The organism is Flintibacter hominis, from assembly GCF_014287965.1.
Lineage (GTDB): Bacteria > Bacillota > Clostridia > Oscillospirales > Oscillospiraceae > Lawsonibacter > Lawsonibacter aceti.
In genome coordinates, this window is the sequence record NZ_JACOPO010000003.1 from 300,385 (window position 1) to 315,223 (window position 14,839).

The following is a 14,839-nucleotide window of genomic DNA, read 5'->3' on the forward strand; positions in this document are numbered from 1 at the left end:
CTAGAATGGTAAGGTGACAAATTTGAAAATTCTCGTGTTTTCCGACTCCCACCGGTCCATGTCCGGGATGTATTCAGCCATTGACAGACATCTCCCAGACCAGGTCATTCACCTGGGAGATCTGCTCCAGGACGCTGAAATGCTGGCGGATATCTATCCGCGCCTCCCGATCTGTCGTGTGCCCGGTAACTGTGATGGCTGGACTACCGAGCCTCTGAAACGCCAGATCACTCTGGCCGGCAAACAGTTTCTTCTCTCCCACGGCCACCTGTGGGGTGTAAAAAGTGGATATAGCCACGCAATTTCCGACGCCAAAGCAGCTCAAGTCGATGTGCTTCTTTTTGGGCATACCCACCGCTCCCTGTGCCATCAGCTGGAGGACGGGCTTTGGGTCATGAATCCGGGTTCCAGTCGTTCCAGCTATGGGTTTATTGAGATCAAGGATGGAACTCTCCACTGTGAGATATTTCCTGTAAACTGATTTTTAGCCGTAAAGGAGGTAAGGCTGTCAAGTGAAAAAGCTGCTCTATATTCTGTTTCACCGCTCTGTTTTTGTCTGTCTGGCCCTGCTGGCCCAGTTTGCCACGCTAGTCATTATGGTAGTCGTTTTCTCCGAATATACAGAGTCCTTCTATTGGTGCTGTATCGTGATCAGCATCCTAGCCGCCTTAGCTATCATCTGCAGCAGGATGGAGCCTGGCTACAAAATTGCCTGGCTGATCCTGATTCTGCCCTTTCCTGTGTTTGGCGGTATCTTTTACCTGCTGGTGGGGGGAGGCACCATCCCCCGCCGGACGCAAAAGCGGATGCAGGGAATCTTGAAAAAATCCGCCCTTGCCCTACAAGATGACTTTAAGTCCGACGACCTTATCTCCCTTGGCGGCGACGCCGCCAGCCAGGCCCACTATATGGAGCAATACGCCGCCTGTCCCTCCTACACGAATACAGAAACAGAATACTTCCCTCTGGGGGACCAGGCCTTTCCGCGTATGCTGGAGGAGTTGGAAAAGGCGGAGCACTATATTTTTCTGGAATACTTCATTATACAGCCCGGTATTTTTTGGGACAGCATCCTGGCCATCCTGGAACGAAAAGCGGCCCAGGGCGTTGAAGTGCGTGTGATGTATGATGATATGGGCTGTATGTTCACCCTTCCCCGGGACTATGACCAGGTGTTAATGAAGAAGGGAATCCAGTGCCGGGTATTTAATCGCTTCCTGCCGGTGATGTCCCTCCGTCTGAACAACCGGGACCATCGGAAGCTGATGGTAATTGATGGGAAGGTTGGCTTCACCGGTGGACTCAATCTGGCTGATGAGTATATCAACATTCGTAAGCGATTCGGGCACTGGAAGGACAGCGCGATCCTATTGGAGGGAGACGCGGTCTGGTCTATGGCCGTCATGTTTTTGACCCTATGGGATTACTGCTGTGGCTGGGATGAAAATTTTGACCGGTTTCGTCCCCCGGCCTCTCCTGTCCGGCCCTGGACCGGCTATGTACAGCCCTACACGGATACCCCTCTGGACCGTGAGGCGGTGGGACAGGCCGTCTATCTCAATATGATCTCCAAGGCCAAAAACTACATCTATATCACCACCCCCTATCTGGTGGTAGATGTGGCGACCAACACCGCCCTGTGCAACGCCGCCAAGTCAGGGGTAAACGTAAAAATCATCACGCCCCATATCCCGGACAAACGCTACGTTTTTGAGGTGACCCGAGCCCACTATCCCCCTCTGCTGGATGCGGGAGTAGAGATTTATGAGTATACCCCCGGCTTTATCCACGCCAAAAACTTTGTGGTAGACGACCGTTTTGCTACCGTTGGCACCGTCAATCTGGACTATCGCAGCCTGTTTCTTCACTTTGAGGACGGTGTCTGGTTGTGCGAAGCGCCCTGTATCCGAGATATCCGCGCGGACTTTGAACGGACGTTGACCTGTTCAGAGCCAATTACTCCACGAAGGTTCAAACATTTGAACATCCTGCTCCAGCTCTACCGCAGCATCCTGCGTATCTTTGCTCCTCTGATGTGAGAATAAAAAGGCGGAAGAGCCGCCGCCCTCCTGTTTGGAGTGGCGGCGGCCCTTTTTATCGGCACCCTGCCGCTTTAGCTACAACAGCCGGAGCGTACCTCTTGATAGGTGGTATTCCCCTTGCTCTGGATGCTGTTGGGTGGGAAAAATTCGTTGAAGGGGAACTGAACCTTACGGAACATCTCGCAGGGGTCCTCCTGGCACTCGCAGCCGCAGCCACAGGTGCACTCCTTCTCCGGCAGGCAGTAGTCATAGACTGGAATCAGAAGTTGGGTATCCCGCTCCAAGCGGATGATGGAGAACTGGCCCAGTGTTACGAACATTCTGTGTATATCGCCGTCTACGATCAGATCCTCTTGGAAGACAGCGGTAATAGCGGGTGGGATATCCAGATAACTATTGTCGCAGCAGTGGCAGTTACAGGCGTCCATCAACTTCAGGTTTAGGATAATGGGGTCTACCGCCTCTACTACCGCGCTGGGCAGATTAGTTTGAGGCAGGTTTTGGATTTCTGGCCCTTCTCCTACTACTCCAGTCGAGAATATCTTGGAGCTTCCCTCACTTCCGAAGAGGACAACCCGCTTGTCAAAGATGGCCAGCCCGGTCACTTCCACCGGGCGGGCGGCTCCCACGAAGGCGTCAGCAGTGATGCGGTAGAAGTACCGCACATCTACCGTATAGAAGCCCCGGTTGAAATTGATGGGCTCCACATCGATGTACGCATACAGTAGTTCAGCAGTCCCCGCTTTTACCGACTGGGCCCGGTCGATGACCGCCTGAGAACTTCTGGTAGGATAGACGCGGATGTCTTCAATACAATCTTTGTCTTTGCAGGAGTCAAAGATTTTTTTCGTGTGTATGCACACGGCCTCCCGGATACTGCGGTCTTCGCAGACGGGGCCGGGCACGACCTTTTCTGGCATATGGTTCCCTCCTAGATTTGGATGGTAAGGACGGTCAAAGCCGCCCCTTTGGGTTTCGCTTACATTCCATCTTATGAGGCGCTCCGTATTTTGTGCGGCTCCATCTCTTTTCTATCCCACTCTTGCGGCTTTCCTCTGAATCGGGTATAATGGAGTGTACCTTAATGCCTCTTGCAAAAGGAGTGGACACCATGGCCCCCATCGGCTTTATTCAAAATGAGCTGGATCTGAAGTTCTTAGTTCTGTATATCATGGCCCGGACTGCCGGGCCCATTACCTTTCTTCAGCTTCTGGAGCTGGCCCTGTGCGACGCGGGCGTGGACTACTTTTCTCTGACCAAGGCTGTGGAACATATGGTGGAGACCGGCCAGTTGTCCAAAGAAGGCGACCGCTATTCTATCACCGAAAAGGGGGTGCGAAACAGTCAGATCTGTGAGAGCAGCCTCCCCTACTCGGTCCGAATGCATTGTGACGAGAATCTGGTCAAGGTCAACGAAGCTCTCCGCCGAGAAGCCCAGGTCCGCTCCCAGGTGTCGGAGAATCAAGACGGGACCTGTACGCTCAAGCTTGACTTCAATGATGAAACCACACCGCTTCTCCATCTGGAGCTGCTGGTCCCAGAACGGAAACAGGCGGACACCATGGCCCAGTGCTTTCAGGATGAGCCCACAGACTTTTATCGGCAGATCATTCAACTGTTGACCCAGCGGAATGGATCACAAAACTCGTAAAGGAGAAAATGTCATCATGAGAAGAGCAGACCGCGCACAGGACCGGGACTTTTGTCTGTCCGTTATTGACCGCTGCACCCACGGGGTAGCCGCTCTGACAACCGGGGAGGATACTCCCTACTGTCTTCCCCTCTCCTTTGTCCGTGTGGGTAACAGCCTCTATTTTCACTGTGCCCGTGAGGGGCGCAAGGTGGAGCTGTTGAAACGATGTCCCCGCATATGTATTACCTTTGTAGCCCAGGACGCCCCCAATTTTGAGGCGCCCAATAACTATACCACCTATTTTCAGTCCGCCATCGTTACCGGGACTGTAGTTTTGGTGGAGGACGATCAGGAAAAGATCGACGGCTTGCGGGCTCTCTGCCAGAAGCTCACCCCACAGTATATGACAGAGGGCCTTTTCAATGCCGCTATCCAGCACAGCCTCTCTGTCACGTCCGTGTGGCGGGTAGATATGGATGATCTCTCCGGAAAGGCCAAGAAGAAAAGATGATCCCTCCTTTCCGTTTCCCATTCCTCAAAGGGAGCGTTATGATGTAAGATACAGCAACAGCGCGCTGCTTCTTGGCAGCGCGCTGTTTTTTCATAGCTATCTTTTACCTATCTTTCACCCAAAGGCTGTAGCCGTTTTAACAGGCGGACCTTAGAATAGACCTGTCCCCAATGTCAAGAATAAGTGTAAACAGTCAGGAGGAAAACAGTATGAAACGATTTTTTTCCGCCGCGTTGGCGCTGGCCATGGCAGCTTTGTCTTTGGCTGGCTGCTCCGGCACATCTTCAAGGGATGCCGCAGGCAGCCCAGTACAAACCAGTGGGGTCACGCAGGTCGCTCCCATGTCGACCACTGCTGTAAAATCTCCGAAATATGTCTTTCTGTTTATTGGTGATGGAATGAGCTATCCACAGTTCCAGGCCGCATCCGACTATCTAGGCTCCATGGCCGATCCTGATTACCTGCTGGCCGAGCCCAGTCTGGATGACAACCAGGGCGCGATTCTGGACGGTCCTGTCGCTCTGAATTTTATGGGCTTTGACGTAGCTGGCTCTGCTGTGACCTATGACTCTAACTCCTTCGCCCCTGATTCTGCCTCCACAGCCACATCCATTGCTACCGGCCATAAGACCTATTCTGGGTCTATCAATGTGGATGAAACTGCTACCATCTCTTATGAGACTATTTCGGAAAAGGTCCATGAGCAGCTTGGTATGAAGGTGGGCGTCATTTCTTCTGTCAATCTGAATCACGCCACCCCAGCCGCCTTCTATGCCCATCAGGCCAGCCGCAACAGCTATTATGAAATCGGTCTGGAGCTGATAGACTCAGGATTTGATTACTTTGCCGGCGGCGCCCTGTTGAAGCCAGACGGAGCAGACGGTGATAAGGACAACCTGTATGATTTGGCCAAAGAGGCAGGTTATACTGTGGTAAAAACTCAGGCGGAAGCGGAGCAGGTCACTTCCGGCCCCGTTATCATCGTGGATGAGCATCTGGCCGACTCTGACGCCATGGCCTATGAGCTGGACAGGACTGACGATATGTGGTCCCTGGCAGACTATGTAAAAAAGGGTATCCAGGTACTGGACAACGACAAAGGCTTTTTCATGATGTGCGAAGGGGGCAAGATCGACTGGGCCTGCCATGCCAACGATGCCGCCGCCTCGATTCATGACACCCTGGCCCTGGCCGACGCGGTACAGGTAGCCATCGACTTCGCCAAGGACCACGCCGAAGAAACTTTGATTCTGGTCACAGGAGACCATGAGACCGGCGGCTTGTCCATTGGATTCGCCGGGACTGATTACGACACCTATCTCAGCCAGCTCAACAGCCAAACTATTTCCTATGCCAAGTATGACAGCGATTATGTGGCCGCTTACAAAGCGAATAAGACTCCCTTTGAAACTGTTCTGAAGGACATTGAAACGCTTTTTGGCCTGAAAGTCAACGGTGAGGCGGGCGACCGTCTGGTGCTCACCGACTATGAGCTGGGCCTGCTGAAGACCGCCTATGAGAAATCTGTCAACGAGAAGGATACCGGCATTGCCGACCAGGAGGAATATGTGGCCTACGGCACCTATGAACCCTTGTCCGTCACCATCACCCACATCCTCAACAACAAATCAGGCGTTTCCTTTACCTCGTACAGCCACACTGGACTCCCCGTGGCGGTATTTGCGGATGGCGTCAACGCTGAACTCTTCAAGGGCTACTACGACAACACTGCAATCTACGATAAGCTGGCCCAGATGCTGGCGGTTCGGTAACCCTCTCTTGAGAACACGATATCAACTGCCCGCTCCAGTAGATCCGGCTGGAGCGGGCTTACCCCTGCATTTTCATCTGGTGGTACCCCCGCATCTTTCGGATATCCGCCTTTCACCGGGCGAATTTGTTTTCATCTTTCTCCTCCTCCGCCCCCCTCCAGCTACGGGTACTTTCTCTCTTCAAGGAGCAACACTATATGTTAAAGCAAATGAAAGCTGATTTTCTTCGTTACCATGCCCCTGTATGGGTATGCCTTCTTCTCACCGTTGTCCTGCTCGCCCTGCCCACGGGATATGAGGATAACATCGTTTTTCAGGAATCTGATATTCAACCGGCTCTGGTACTGTCTACCGATGAGTCAACCGTCATTGACACCGGGCTCGTCCGGTCCGGCGAGCAGAGCTGCCAGCTTGAGATACTAGGAGGACAGTTCAAGGGGCAGACGGTAGAGGGAAAAAACACCCTGAACGGCTCTCTGGAACAGGATAAGATCTTTTCTGTCGGCGATAAGGCTCTGGTCCGTATCAATTTCCAAGGGGAGCAGATCCTCAGTGTATCCATGATCGATCACTACCGGATGCCCTGGGAATTATTGATGGGCGGACTATTTGTCCTCCTGCTGGTCCTCTTTGCAGGAAAGACTGGTCTAAGGGCTGTGCTTTCCTTTCTCCTTACTGTCTTGATGATATGGAAGGTGATGGTCCCGCTCTATCTCAAAGGCTGGGATCCTATCTGGGTCGGCCTTGCCATAACACTGGCCCTCACTCTGCTTATCATCGCCCTGGTCTATGGTTTCGACCGGAGATGCTGGGCCGCCTCATCCGGTTCCGCTCTGGGTGTTCTGGTCACCTGTATCATGGGCATCCTGTTCACTGACCTATTTCAGGTCCACGGGGCGGTCATGTCCTACTCGGAAAGTTTGCTCTATGCCGGCTATCAGCATCTGGATCTGACCCGAATCTTTATGGCCTCTATTTTTATCGGGGCCTCCGGAGCAATCATGGATTTGAGCGTAGATATCACCTCCGCAGTCCACGAAGTCGTGGAGAAACGACCTGACCTTAGTTGGTGGGAGGCGGCCAAATCCGGGATGAACGTAGGCAGAGCGGCCATGGGGACCATGACCACCACTTTGCTGTTCGCCTACTCCGGTGGCTATGTGGCACTGCTGATGGTATTTATGGCCCAGGGCACTCCAATCTCCAATATTTTGAACTATAAGTATGTAGCCGCCGAGATGATCCATACCGTCATCGGCTCCTTCGGTCTGGTAACAGTCGCTCCCTTTACCGCCCTGTGCGCTGGCTTGTTCCTGGTTGGTAAAACAAAAAAAGCTCAAGGGATGGACCTCAATTAAGAGCCATCCCTTGAGCCCTTTTTCATCTTACAGACCGCTCTTTTTGGTTTCTTCCACCACAGCTTTCTCCCCATATATCGGGGATTTATCACACGCAGATAAAAAAGCAGAATGGCTATAGACAGCAGGAATCCGGCCAAGCCCAGATGAAAATAGAAGCTTAAGACGGTCAAAAGGAGCTGTGCCAGCATATAGCGCAACTCAATTTTCAAATTGTTCCGCCGCCGGTCCAAATCCAGTTCAAAGGACAGGTTCCACACCATCCACATAGAGCACAGTGCCAACATCACGATATTTCCGAACAGGGGCAAAAGGTAGCCGCCCCCAAGCTGCTCTCCATGCGGCATATCCTGTAATGTCCAGACACAGGCATAGAGTGCGCCCAGTTGGGCAGAAATAGCTATCACAGTTCTGTTTTCCCGCAGGATAGGGTTGTCCTCCCCATCTTTTACCCAGCCGGAGCGGTCCTCCATCAGTTCGTCCAGTGAGATGGCGTACAGCTCCGCCAACGCGGCCAGATTCTCACCGGTGGGTATCGTCTGCCCTGACTCCCATTTGGTCACCGCTTGGCGGCTCACGCCCACTCGCTCCGCCACCATCTCCTGAGAAAAACCGATTTGGTTCCGCAGTGCTTTCAGGCGTTCTCCCAATGGCATTCTTCCCACCTCCTTGGTCAAATAGTAGCAGACCAGAAGGAGAAAGTCCAGCAACCAACCGGCAACCGGGGGAAAAATCAGTCAAAAAAGGTGAGCTGCCGATCCTGATATCCACGGGTGGCAGCGGAAATGATAGAGCGCATCTCACACAACAGCCCCAGCTCCCCGCAGCGTTTGGAAAATCGTTCCCACAACTTCCCCGCTCTGGGACTGGAGCAGGTATACCGGTTTCCATACCGCTGGCGGTATTTCTCCCCCAGCCCCTGTTCTGGAAAAGCCCGGTCCAGTCCGTTTAGAAAATGCTCCCTCTGCCCATCCCGCATGGTCACACCGAAGGCCGAATAGACGAATCGTGCTCCCGCCTCGGCAGCCGCCTCCGCCACCGACAGCACATTTTCTACGCTGTCCTCCAGCCAGGGCAGGACCGGCATAAGCAGGACACCGGAAAAGATCCCCGCTCCCGCCAGCTCCTTCAGCGCCGCCAAACGGCGGCTGGGTGAGGGAGCCCCCGGCTCGATCTTGGCTGCCAGCGCGTCGTCTGTCGTAGTCACCGTCAGTTTACAGATCACTGGGGAATGGCGCTGAATGAACTGATACAGGTCGATATCCCGGACGATCAGATCACTTTTTGTGGCAGCCGCCACCCCACATCCGTAGGCGTCTATCAACTCTAGGGCATGACGGGTCAGTTCCAGCTCCTCCTCGAAGGGGTTATAGGGGTCGCTCATGGAACCCATATTGATAAATGCCGGACGCGTCTTTCGGGCCAGGTCATCCCGCAAAATAGTGAGGGCCCCAGCCTTTGCCTTCACGGTATCAAAATCTGGATTTTGATAACAGCTGCTTCGGCTGTCACAGTAGAGGCAGCCATGACAACATCCACGGTAAATATTCATGGTATGGTCGGTACCAAACCACTCCGTACCTCTATTTCTATGGAGCAGATGTTTAGCCGGTATATATTCCATGTCCTCTCCCCTCCTTTTTTCTTATCCTACCAGTCTCTCCCCTTTCCTGTCAAGAAAATTCGAACATTAGTTTGACTTTTTTCTTGGCCTGGAATATAATTTTTTTATTGAATGAAAAGGAGGCGCTGTCCGGTGGAACGGGTCATCTTTCACTGTGATTTAAATAGCTTTTACGCCTCGGTAGAGCTGCTGGACCATCCGGAGTTGCGTCACCTGCCGGTGGCGGTATGCGGAGACCCTAACAGCCGCCACGGCATCATCCTGGCAAAAAATGAGCCTGCCAAGCTTTTTGGCGTCAAGACCGCTGAAACCATCTGGCAGGCCAGAAAAAAATGCCCCGAACTGGTCCTTCTTCCCGCCCACCATGACCGATACCGTGAGCTATCCAGGCAGATCAACCGGGTATATCAGGACTACACCGACCTGGTAGAGTCCTTTGGGATTGATGAGAGCTGGCTGGATGTCACTGGCACCCTCCATCTCTTCGGCGGGGATCCGGAGGCGCTGGCGGACCAGCTTAGAGAGCATGTGCGGGGCAACTTTGGGCTGACCATCTCTGTGGGAGTGTCCTTCAACAAGGTCTTTGCCAAATTAGGCAGCGATTACAAAAAGCCAGATGCTACCACGCTCATCACCCGGGAAAATTTTAAACAGATTGTATGGCCTCTGCCGGTCACCGACCTGCTCTATGTCGGGCGGGCCGCCTCCCGGACTTTTGATCGCTTTGATATCCACACCATCGGCGACCTGGCTCGCTTTGATCGGGAGCAACTTTTTCTTCTGCTGGGTAAAAATGGCGCCCAGCTCCATGACTTTGCCAGTGGGGAGGACCGCTCCCCCGTCACACCCGCCGCCCAGTACGTCCCGCCGAAGTCAGTGGGCAATGGTCTCACCTTTTCTCACGATCTGCGGGGGCAGGAAGATATACAGGCTGGGATCACCCGCCTTTCGGACCAAGTGGCTGCCCGCCTTCGTCGGTATCACATGAAATGTAATGGTATTTCACTTGCCATACGGGACCCTGCCTTTCGGGATATCATCCGGCAGCAGCGGCTGGACTCCCCCAGCAATCTGGCCCGAGAAATCAGTCAAGCCGCCATGGGATTGGCCAAAAGCTGCTGGAATATGGATCATCCCGTCCGAGCCCTCACTGTAACAGCACTCTCTCTGGTCCCGGAGGAGGAGGTCTCGGCCCAGCTGGATCTGTTGGCCTTCGGCCAGGACAAAAAGAGAGAGCGGCTGGAAAAGCTGGAGGAAACAATGGATAGCATTCGGGCCAAGTACGGAAAATCTTCCATCTCCCATGCCTCCTCCACCCAGGCCGCCGGCGGCAGCGGCCATGCGCCCCCGCCTGGAGGCTCCCGGTCATATCTGGAGGAGGAGTAGCATACAACAGGGGCATGGAGGTGAACCCATGCCCCTGTCTTTTTTTGCTTTCCTCGACCAGTTGACGGGCGATCCAGCTCTGGCACTGATTGTTCTCCTCACCCTCGCGGTACTGCTGGTCAACGGGTGGACCGACGCACCCAATGCCATCGCCGGGGTAGTGGTGACTGGAGCACTCCCCTTCCCTTTGGCTGTCCTGCTGGCGGCTGTATGCAACTTTCTGGGAGTGCTTTGTGTCACCGCTGTCTCTACTTCTGTGGCGGAGACCGTCTATTCTATCGCCAGCTTTGGCGGCGGCTCCCGCGCGGCTCTTACCGCTTTGTGTGCCGCCATGGCCGCCATCGTGCTCTGGGCCGCGGCTGCCTGGCTACTTGGCATTCCTACCAGTGAGAGCCACGCCTTGATTGCTGGTATCTCTGGCGCCGCGGTGGCTCTGGAGGGTGGCTTCTCCTGTATCCGCTGGGACAGTTGGGCCAAGGTTCTCCTCGGTCTGATTCTGTCCACCGCCGCCGGATTCTGGGCTGGACAGTTGTTTCAAAGTGCCTTAAAACCTGTAAAGGCTTCCAACCATACATTTCTTTTGGCCCAGCTTCCCGGAGCCGCAGGAACTGCCTTTCTTCACGGTGCCCAAGATGGTCAAAAGTTTCTCGGTGTATTTCTCTTGGGGACGGCATTGGCCCAGGGTCGCGGAGATGAACAGACCTTTCTCATCCCTATCTGGCTTATGATTTTGTGTGCTGGCTTTATGGCCGCCGGTACCCTTATGGGGGGCAGGCGCATCATCGAAACAGTCGGGCGTGAAATGGTGTCGATTGGCCCGCGAGAAGGGCTGTCTGCCGATTTGGGCAATATTTTCTGCCTCATGACCGCCACTCTGCTGGGCCTTCCCGTCTCAACTACCCATACCCGCACAGCCGCTCTGCTCGGTGTGGGAGCAGCGGGGGGCGGTGTTGTGGACTGGTCCGTTGCCGGCAAAATCGCTCTCGCCTGGGCCCTTACCTTTCCTGGCTGTATGGCCATCGGCTACTGGATGGCCAAGGTGTTTCTGGCGGTCTTTTGAATAGAGCGCCGGGTGAATATCAGTCACCCGGCTCACCCCTCTCTGATCCGGCGCATAGCCTATTCTGGAAGCACCCGCACAGGCGCGGACCGGCTCCGGACATCGCGCCGCCGTTTTCAGAAAGGGAAATTACATCGTGACACAAGCACTTTTATGGGCTGCCGGCGGAACTGGGTTCACTGCCCTGATGACCGCTTCCGGCGCCGCTATGGTCTTTCTGTTCCGCAAGCAGTCCTCTCGCTCTCTTCAGCGCGTCCTACTTGGATTTGCCGCTGGCGTGATGATTGCCGCCAGCATGTGGTCCCTGCTCATCCCAGCCATTGAGGAGGCGGAGGCCATGGGAATGCCCGGTTGGCTGCCCGCCGCTGGTGGATCTGTCCTTGGCATCGTTTTCCTTTTGTCCATGGACTATCTGCTCCCCCACTTCACACCGGAATCCTTCCACTGCAAAGAGGGCGAAACCTCCCGCCGCCGCACCGCCCTCCTGGTACTGGCCGTAACACTGCACAACATCCCGGAGGGGATGGCGGTCGGCATCTCCTTTGCTTTGGCTGCCCACAGTGGCGATCCCTCCCTCCTACCCGCTGCTACCGCCCTCGCCATGGGAATTGGCATCCAAAATTTTCCGGAAGGGGCCGCTATCTCCCTGCCCCTGCATCAGGAGGGAATGGGCCGTAGAAAGGCTTTTCTCATCGGGGCGGCCTCCGGCGTGGTGGAGCCTATCTTTGCCCTGCTCACTGTACTGGCTGCCGGGGCGATCCAGCCTCTGCTCCCGTGGCTGCTCTCCTTTGCCGCCGGCGCCATGCTCTATGTCGTGGTGGAGGAGCTCATCCCAGAAGCTAATCTCACCGAAGGGGGACATACCGGCACTCTAGGCGTCATGGCAGGGTTTCTCATTATGATGATCCTGGATGTGGCTCTTGGCTAAGTCCGCTGTTGACCCACTTTTTTCACAAAATCCTCGTTCACAAAATTTTAGTAAAAATTTCGATTTGGGGGTTGATTTTCTCAAGAAGCGTGATATAATGAAGCCGCCTTTTAAGGGATAGCTCAAAGTTTCCTTTGCTTCCCAGACCTTTAGTGGAAAATAAAGGCCTTTTTCATGTCTTTCGTCATGGAAAAGCAAATTAAGAGGAGGAGAAATTTATGATCACGTTCCTGATCTCCCTCGTAGTCCTTGTGGTGGGATTCGCACTGTACAGCCGTCTCATTGAGCGGGTGTTCCGTGTGGATGACCGGCAGACCCCGGCGGTCGCCCATCCGGACGGCGTGGACTACACCCCAATGAAAACTTGGCGTCTGTTCCTGATCCAGCTTTTGAACATCGCAGGTCTTGGCCCTATTTTTGGTGCTCTGGCCGGCGCTTGCTGGGGGCCCCGTGTATATTTGTGGATTGTCTTTGGTACTATCCTGGGCGGCGGTGTCCACGACTTCCTGTCCGGCATGATGAGCGAGCGCCACGACGGCGCCTCTATCTCTGAAATCGTGGGCATCTACTTAGGCAAATTCATGCTGCAGGTCATGCGTGTCTTCTCGGTAGTCCTGCTGATCCTGGTCGGCGTCAACTTCTCCAAGAACCCCGCCCAGCTTTTGGCTATTCTGACTCCTGAAACACTGGATGCCAACTTCTGGCTGGCTGTCGTGCTGATTTACTACTTTATCGCCACCTTCCTGCCCATTGACAAGGTCATTGGCAAGTTGTACCCCATCTTCGGGGCCTGCCTCATCATCATGGCCCTTGGCCTCATGGGTGTAATGCTGATTGACCCCTCTTACCGCGCCGCGATGCCTGAAATGTGGCAGTATATCGGCGTGGAAGGGATGGGGCACCCCACCAACACTCCTATCTGGGCCCAGATGTTTGTCACTGTGGCCTGCGGCGCTATCTCTGGCTTCCACGCTACCCAGTCCCCCATGGTCGCCCGCTGCATGACCTCTGAAAAAGAGGGGCGGAAGGTATTTTACGGCGCCATGGTCGCTGAGGGCGCTATCGCTCTGGTCTGGGCTGCTGCTGGTGTCACCTTCTATGGCAATGTGGCTGCTCTGAACGAGGCGCTGGCTGGTGGTCAGTCCGTTGTTGTCGAGAACATCTGTTCCTCTATGATGGGCCCTGTCGGCGGTGTCTTGGCCCTGCTGGGTGTCATCGCCTGTCCCATCACTTCCGGCGACACCGCTTTCCGCTCCGCCCGGTTGACCATCGCCGACTGGTTCAAAATCGATCAGGGCAATTGGAAGAACCGTCTGCTCCTGTCTGTCCCTGTGCTGGGCATAGGAGCCCTGATCACCCAGTGGGGTGACTTCGCCACTCTCTGGAAGTACTTCTCTTGGTCCAATCAGACCCTGGCTATGATGGTCCTGTGGGCTGGCGCCGTCTATCTGCATCGCAACGGCTTCCCCCCTGTAGCCTGTTTCATGGCTGCTTTACCCGCTACCTTTATGTCCGCTGTCTCTGTGACCTACTTTGTCCAGGCTCCTGAATGTCTGAATATGTCCACCACCCTGGCCTACCCGCTGGGCATCCTGGTAGCCGCCCTGTTCCTGGGTATCTTTATTTGGCGTGAATGGGTCATGCGTAAAAACGACGTACTCAACCCCGCCACTGTCTAAACGTATTTTCTCCACAACTGTTTTTAAGAGGCCGCCTGACAGGATCTGTCAGGCGGCCTCTTTACATCTCTTTCCGTATCTGCCTTAATGCATTCTTTTCCAGCCTAGATACCTGCGCCTGCGAGATTCCGATTTCAGCGGACACCTCCATCTGAGTCTTGCCCTGAAAAAAACGCATAGACAAAATCTTTTTCTCCCGTTCAGACAGGTGCGACACCGCTTCCTTCAGTGCGATGCGCTCCAACCACATCTCATCTGTATTTTTGCTGTCCCTGACCTGGTCCATCACACATATGGTATCCCCACTGTCGGAGTACACTGGCTCATAGAGAGACACAGGCTCTAAAATTGCGTCCAGCGCAAAGACCACCTCCTCCCGTTTGATGTCCAGGATGTTGGCGATCTCCTCCACTGTGGGCTCTTTCTGGTGTTGAGCGATATAGGCCTCCTTGGCCTGCAACACCTTGTAGGCCGTATCCCGCATCGCTCTGGATACCCGCATAGTGCTGTTGTCCCGCAAGTAGCGGCGAATCTCTCCGATGATCATAGGCACTCCATAGGTGGAAAACTTAACATCCAGGTCCGTGTTGAAGTTATCGATAGCCTTCATCAGCCCAATGCAGCCCACCTGAAATAGGTCATCAGCATTCTCGCCCCGGTTGGAAAATCGCTGTATCACAGACAGGACCAAACGTAAATTCCCCGATATCAGTTCCTCTCTGGCCTGCTGGTCTCCCTCCTTCGCTCTCAACAGCAGCGCACGGGTCTCCTCGTTTTTCAGCACCTTTAACTTTGATGTATTAACACCGCAAATTTCCACCTTGTGCTGCATATAAAAACCTCCCG

At 54.3% G+C, this 14,839-nt stretch carries 14 protein-coding genes; 10 read left to right on the plus strand and 4 right to left on the minus strand.

Annotation, left to right across the window (positions count from 1 at the left end; genetic code table 11):
• Window positions 1-67 precede the first annotated feature (67 nt).
• Window positions 68-481 (plus strand): metallophosphoesterase family protein, encoded by a 414-nt coding sequence (locus tag H8S11_RS14220; protein WP_366460873.1) that lies wholly within the window; start codon window positions 68-70, stop codon window positions 479-481.
• A gap of 31 nt (window positions 482-512) precedes the next feature.
• Window positions 513-2,039, plus strand: coding sequence for a cardiolipin synthase (gene cls / locus H8S11_RS06730; protein WP_240287619.1), 1,527 nt, complete (start codon window positions 513-515; stop codon window positions 2,037-2,039).
• A gap of 74 nt (window positions 2,040-2,113) precedes the next feature.
• On the opposite strand, the gene H8S11_RS06735 is transcribed toward cls, so the two are convergent.
• Window positions 2,114-2,962: a hypothetical protein gene (locus tag H8S11_RS06735; protein WP_186852606.1), complete on the minus strand. Its 849-nt coding sequence runs from the start codon at window positions 2,960-2,962 to the stop codon at window positions 2,114-2,116.
• Window positions 2,963-3,126: 164 nt separating this feature from the next.
• On the opposite strand from H8S11_RS06735, the gene H8S11_RS06740 reads away from it, so the two are divergent.
• The 4 genes from H8S11_RS06740 (at window position 3,127) to H8S11_RS06755 (ending at window position 7,316) form a co-directional block, all read left to right on the plus strand.
• On the plus strand, window positions 3,127-3,693 hold the full coding sequence (locus H8S11_RS06740; protein WP_186852607.1) for a DUF4364 family protein: 567 nt from the start codon (window positions 3,127-3,129) through the stop codon (window positions 3,691-3,693).
• A gap of 16 nt (window positions 3,694-3,709) precedes the next feature.
• Window positions 3,710-4,186 (plus strand): pyridoxamine 5'-phosphate oxidase family protein, encoded by a 477-nt coding sequence (locus H8S11_RS06745; RefSeq protein WP_186852608.1) that lies wholly within the window; start codon window positions 3,710-3,712, stop codon window positions 4,184-4,186.
• Between the two features lie 209 nt (window positions 4,187-4,395).
• Complete coding sequence (locus tag H8S11_RS06750) at window positions 4,396-5,958, plus strand: alkaline phosphatase (RefSeq protein WP_186852609.1); 1,563 nt, start codon at window positions 4,396-4,398, stop codon at window positions 5,956-5,958.
• Window positions 5,959-6,155: 197 nt separating this feature from the next.
• The gene (locus H8S11_RS06755; protein ID WP_243200960.1) at window positions 6,156-7,316 is read left to right on the plus strand and encodes a YibE/F family protein; all 1,161 of its coding nucleotides are present in this window, start codon (window positions 6,156-6,158) and stop codon (window positions 7,314-7,316) included.
• Here the strand turns inward: H8S11_RS06755 and H8S11_RS06760 are convergent.
• Both H8S11_RS06760 and H8S11_RS06765 read right to left on the minus strand, forming a co-directional pair.
• Window positions 7,313-7,972: a helix-turn-helix domain-containing protein gene (locus tag H8S11_RS06760; protein WP_147571873.1), complete on the minus strand. Its 660-nt coding sequence runs from the start codon at window positions 7,970-7,972 to the stop codon at window positions 7,313-7,315. The two genes, H8S11_RS06755 and H8S11_RS06760, sit on opposite strands and share 4 nt — an antisense overlap.
• A gap of 77 nt (window positions 7,973-8,049) precedes the next feature.
• A complete protein-coding gene (locus H8S11_RS06765; RefSeq protein WP_147571874.1) occupies window positions 8,050-8,940 on the minus strand; it encodes an SPL family radical SAM protein in 891 nt (296 codons plus the stop codon).
• Window positions 8,941-9,072: 132 nt separating this feature from the next.
• Between H8S11_RS06765 and dinB the strand changes: the two genes are divergently transcribed.
• From dinB to H8S11_RS06785, 4 genes are all read left to right on the plus strand, one after another.
• Complete coding sequence (gene dinB, locus H8S11_RS06770) at window positions 9,073-10,326, plus strand: DNA polymerase IV (protein ID WP_147571875.1); 1,254 nt, start codon at window positions 9,073-9,075, stop codon at window positions 10,324-10,326.
• Between the two features lie 28 nt (window positions 10,327-10,354).
• Window positions 10,355-11,386, plus strand: coding sequence for an inorganic phosphate transporter (locus H8S11_RS06775; protein WP_147571876.1), 1,032 nt, complete (start codon window positions 10,355-10,357; stop codon window positions 11,384-11,386).
• Window positions 11,387-11,573: 187 nt separating this feature from the next.
• Window positions 11,574-12,314 carry a ZIP family metal transporter gene (locus H8S11_RS06780; protein WP_186852660.1) on the plus strand — a complete coding sequence of 247 codons (741 nt, stop codon included), beginning with the start codon at window positions 11,574-11,576 and terminating at the stop codon, window positions 12,312-12,314.
• A gap of 218 nt (window positions 12,315-12,532) precedes the next feature.
• Entirely contained in the window at window positions 12,533-13,993 is a 1,461-nt protein-coding gene (locus tag H8S11_RS06785) for a carbon starvation CstA family protein (protein WP_147571877.1), read from the plus strand.
• 61 nt (window positions 13,994-14,054) lie between these two features.
• Here H8S11_RS06785 and sigG read toward each other — a convergent pair whose 3' ends face one another.
• Window positions 14,055-14,825: an RNA polymerase sporulation sigma factor SigG gene (sigG, locus tag H8S11_RS06790; RefSeq protein WP_147571878.1), complete on the minus strand. Its 771-nt coding sequence runs from the start codon at window positions 14,823-14,825 to the stop codon at window positions 14,055-14,057.
• Between the last annotated feature and the right edge of the window lie 14 nt (window positions 14,826-14,839).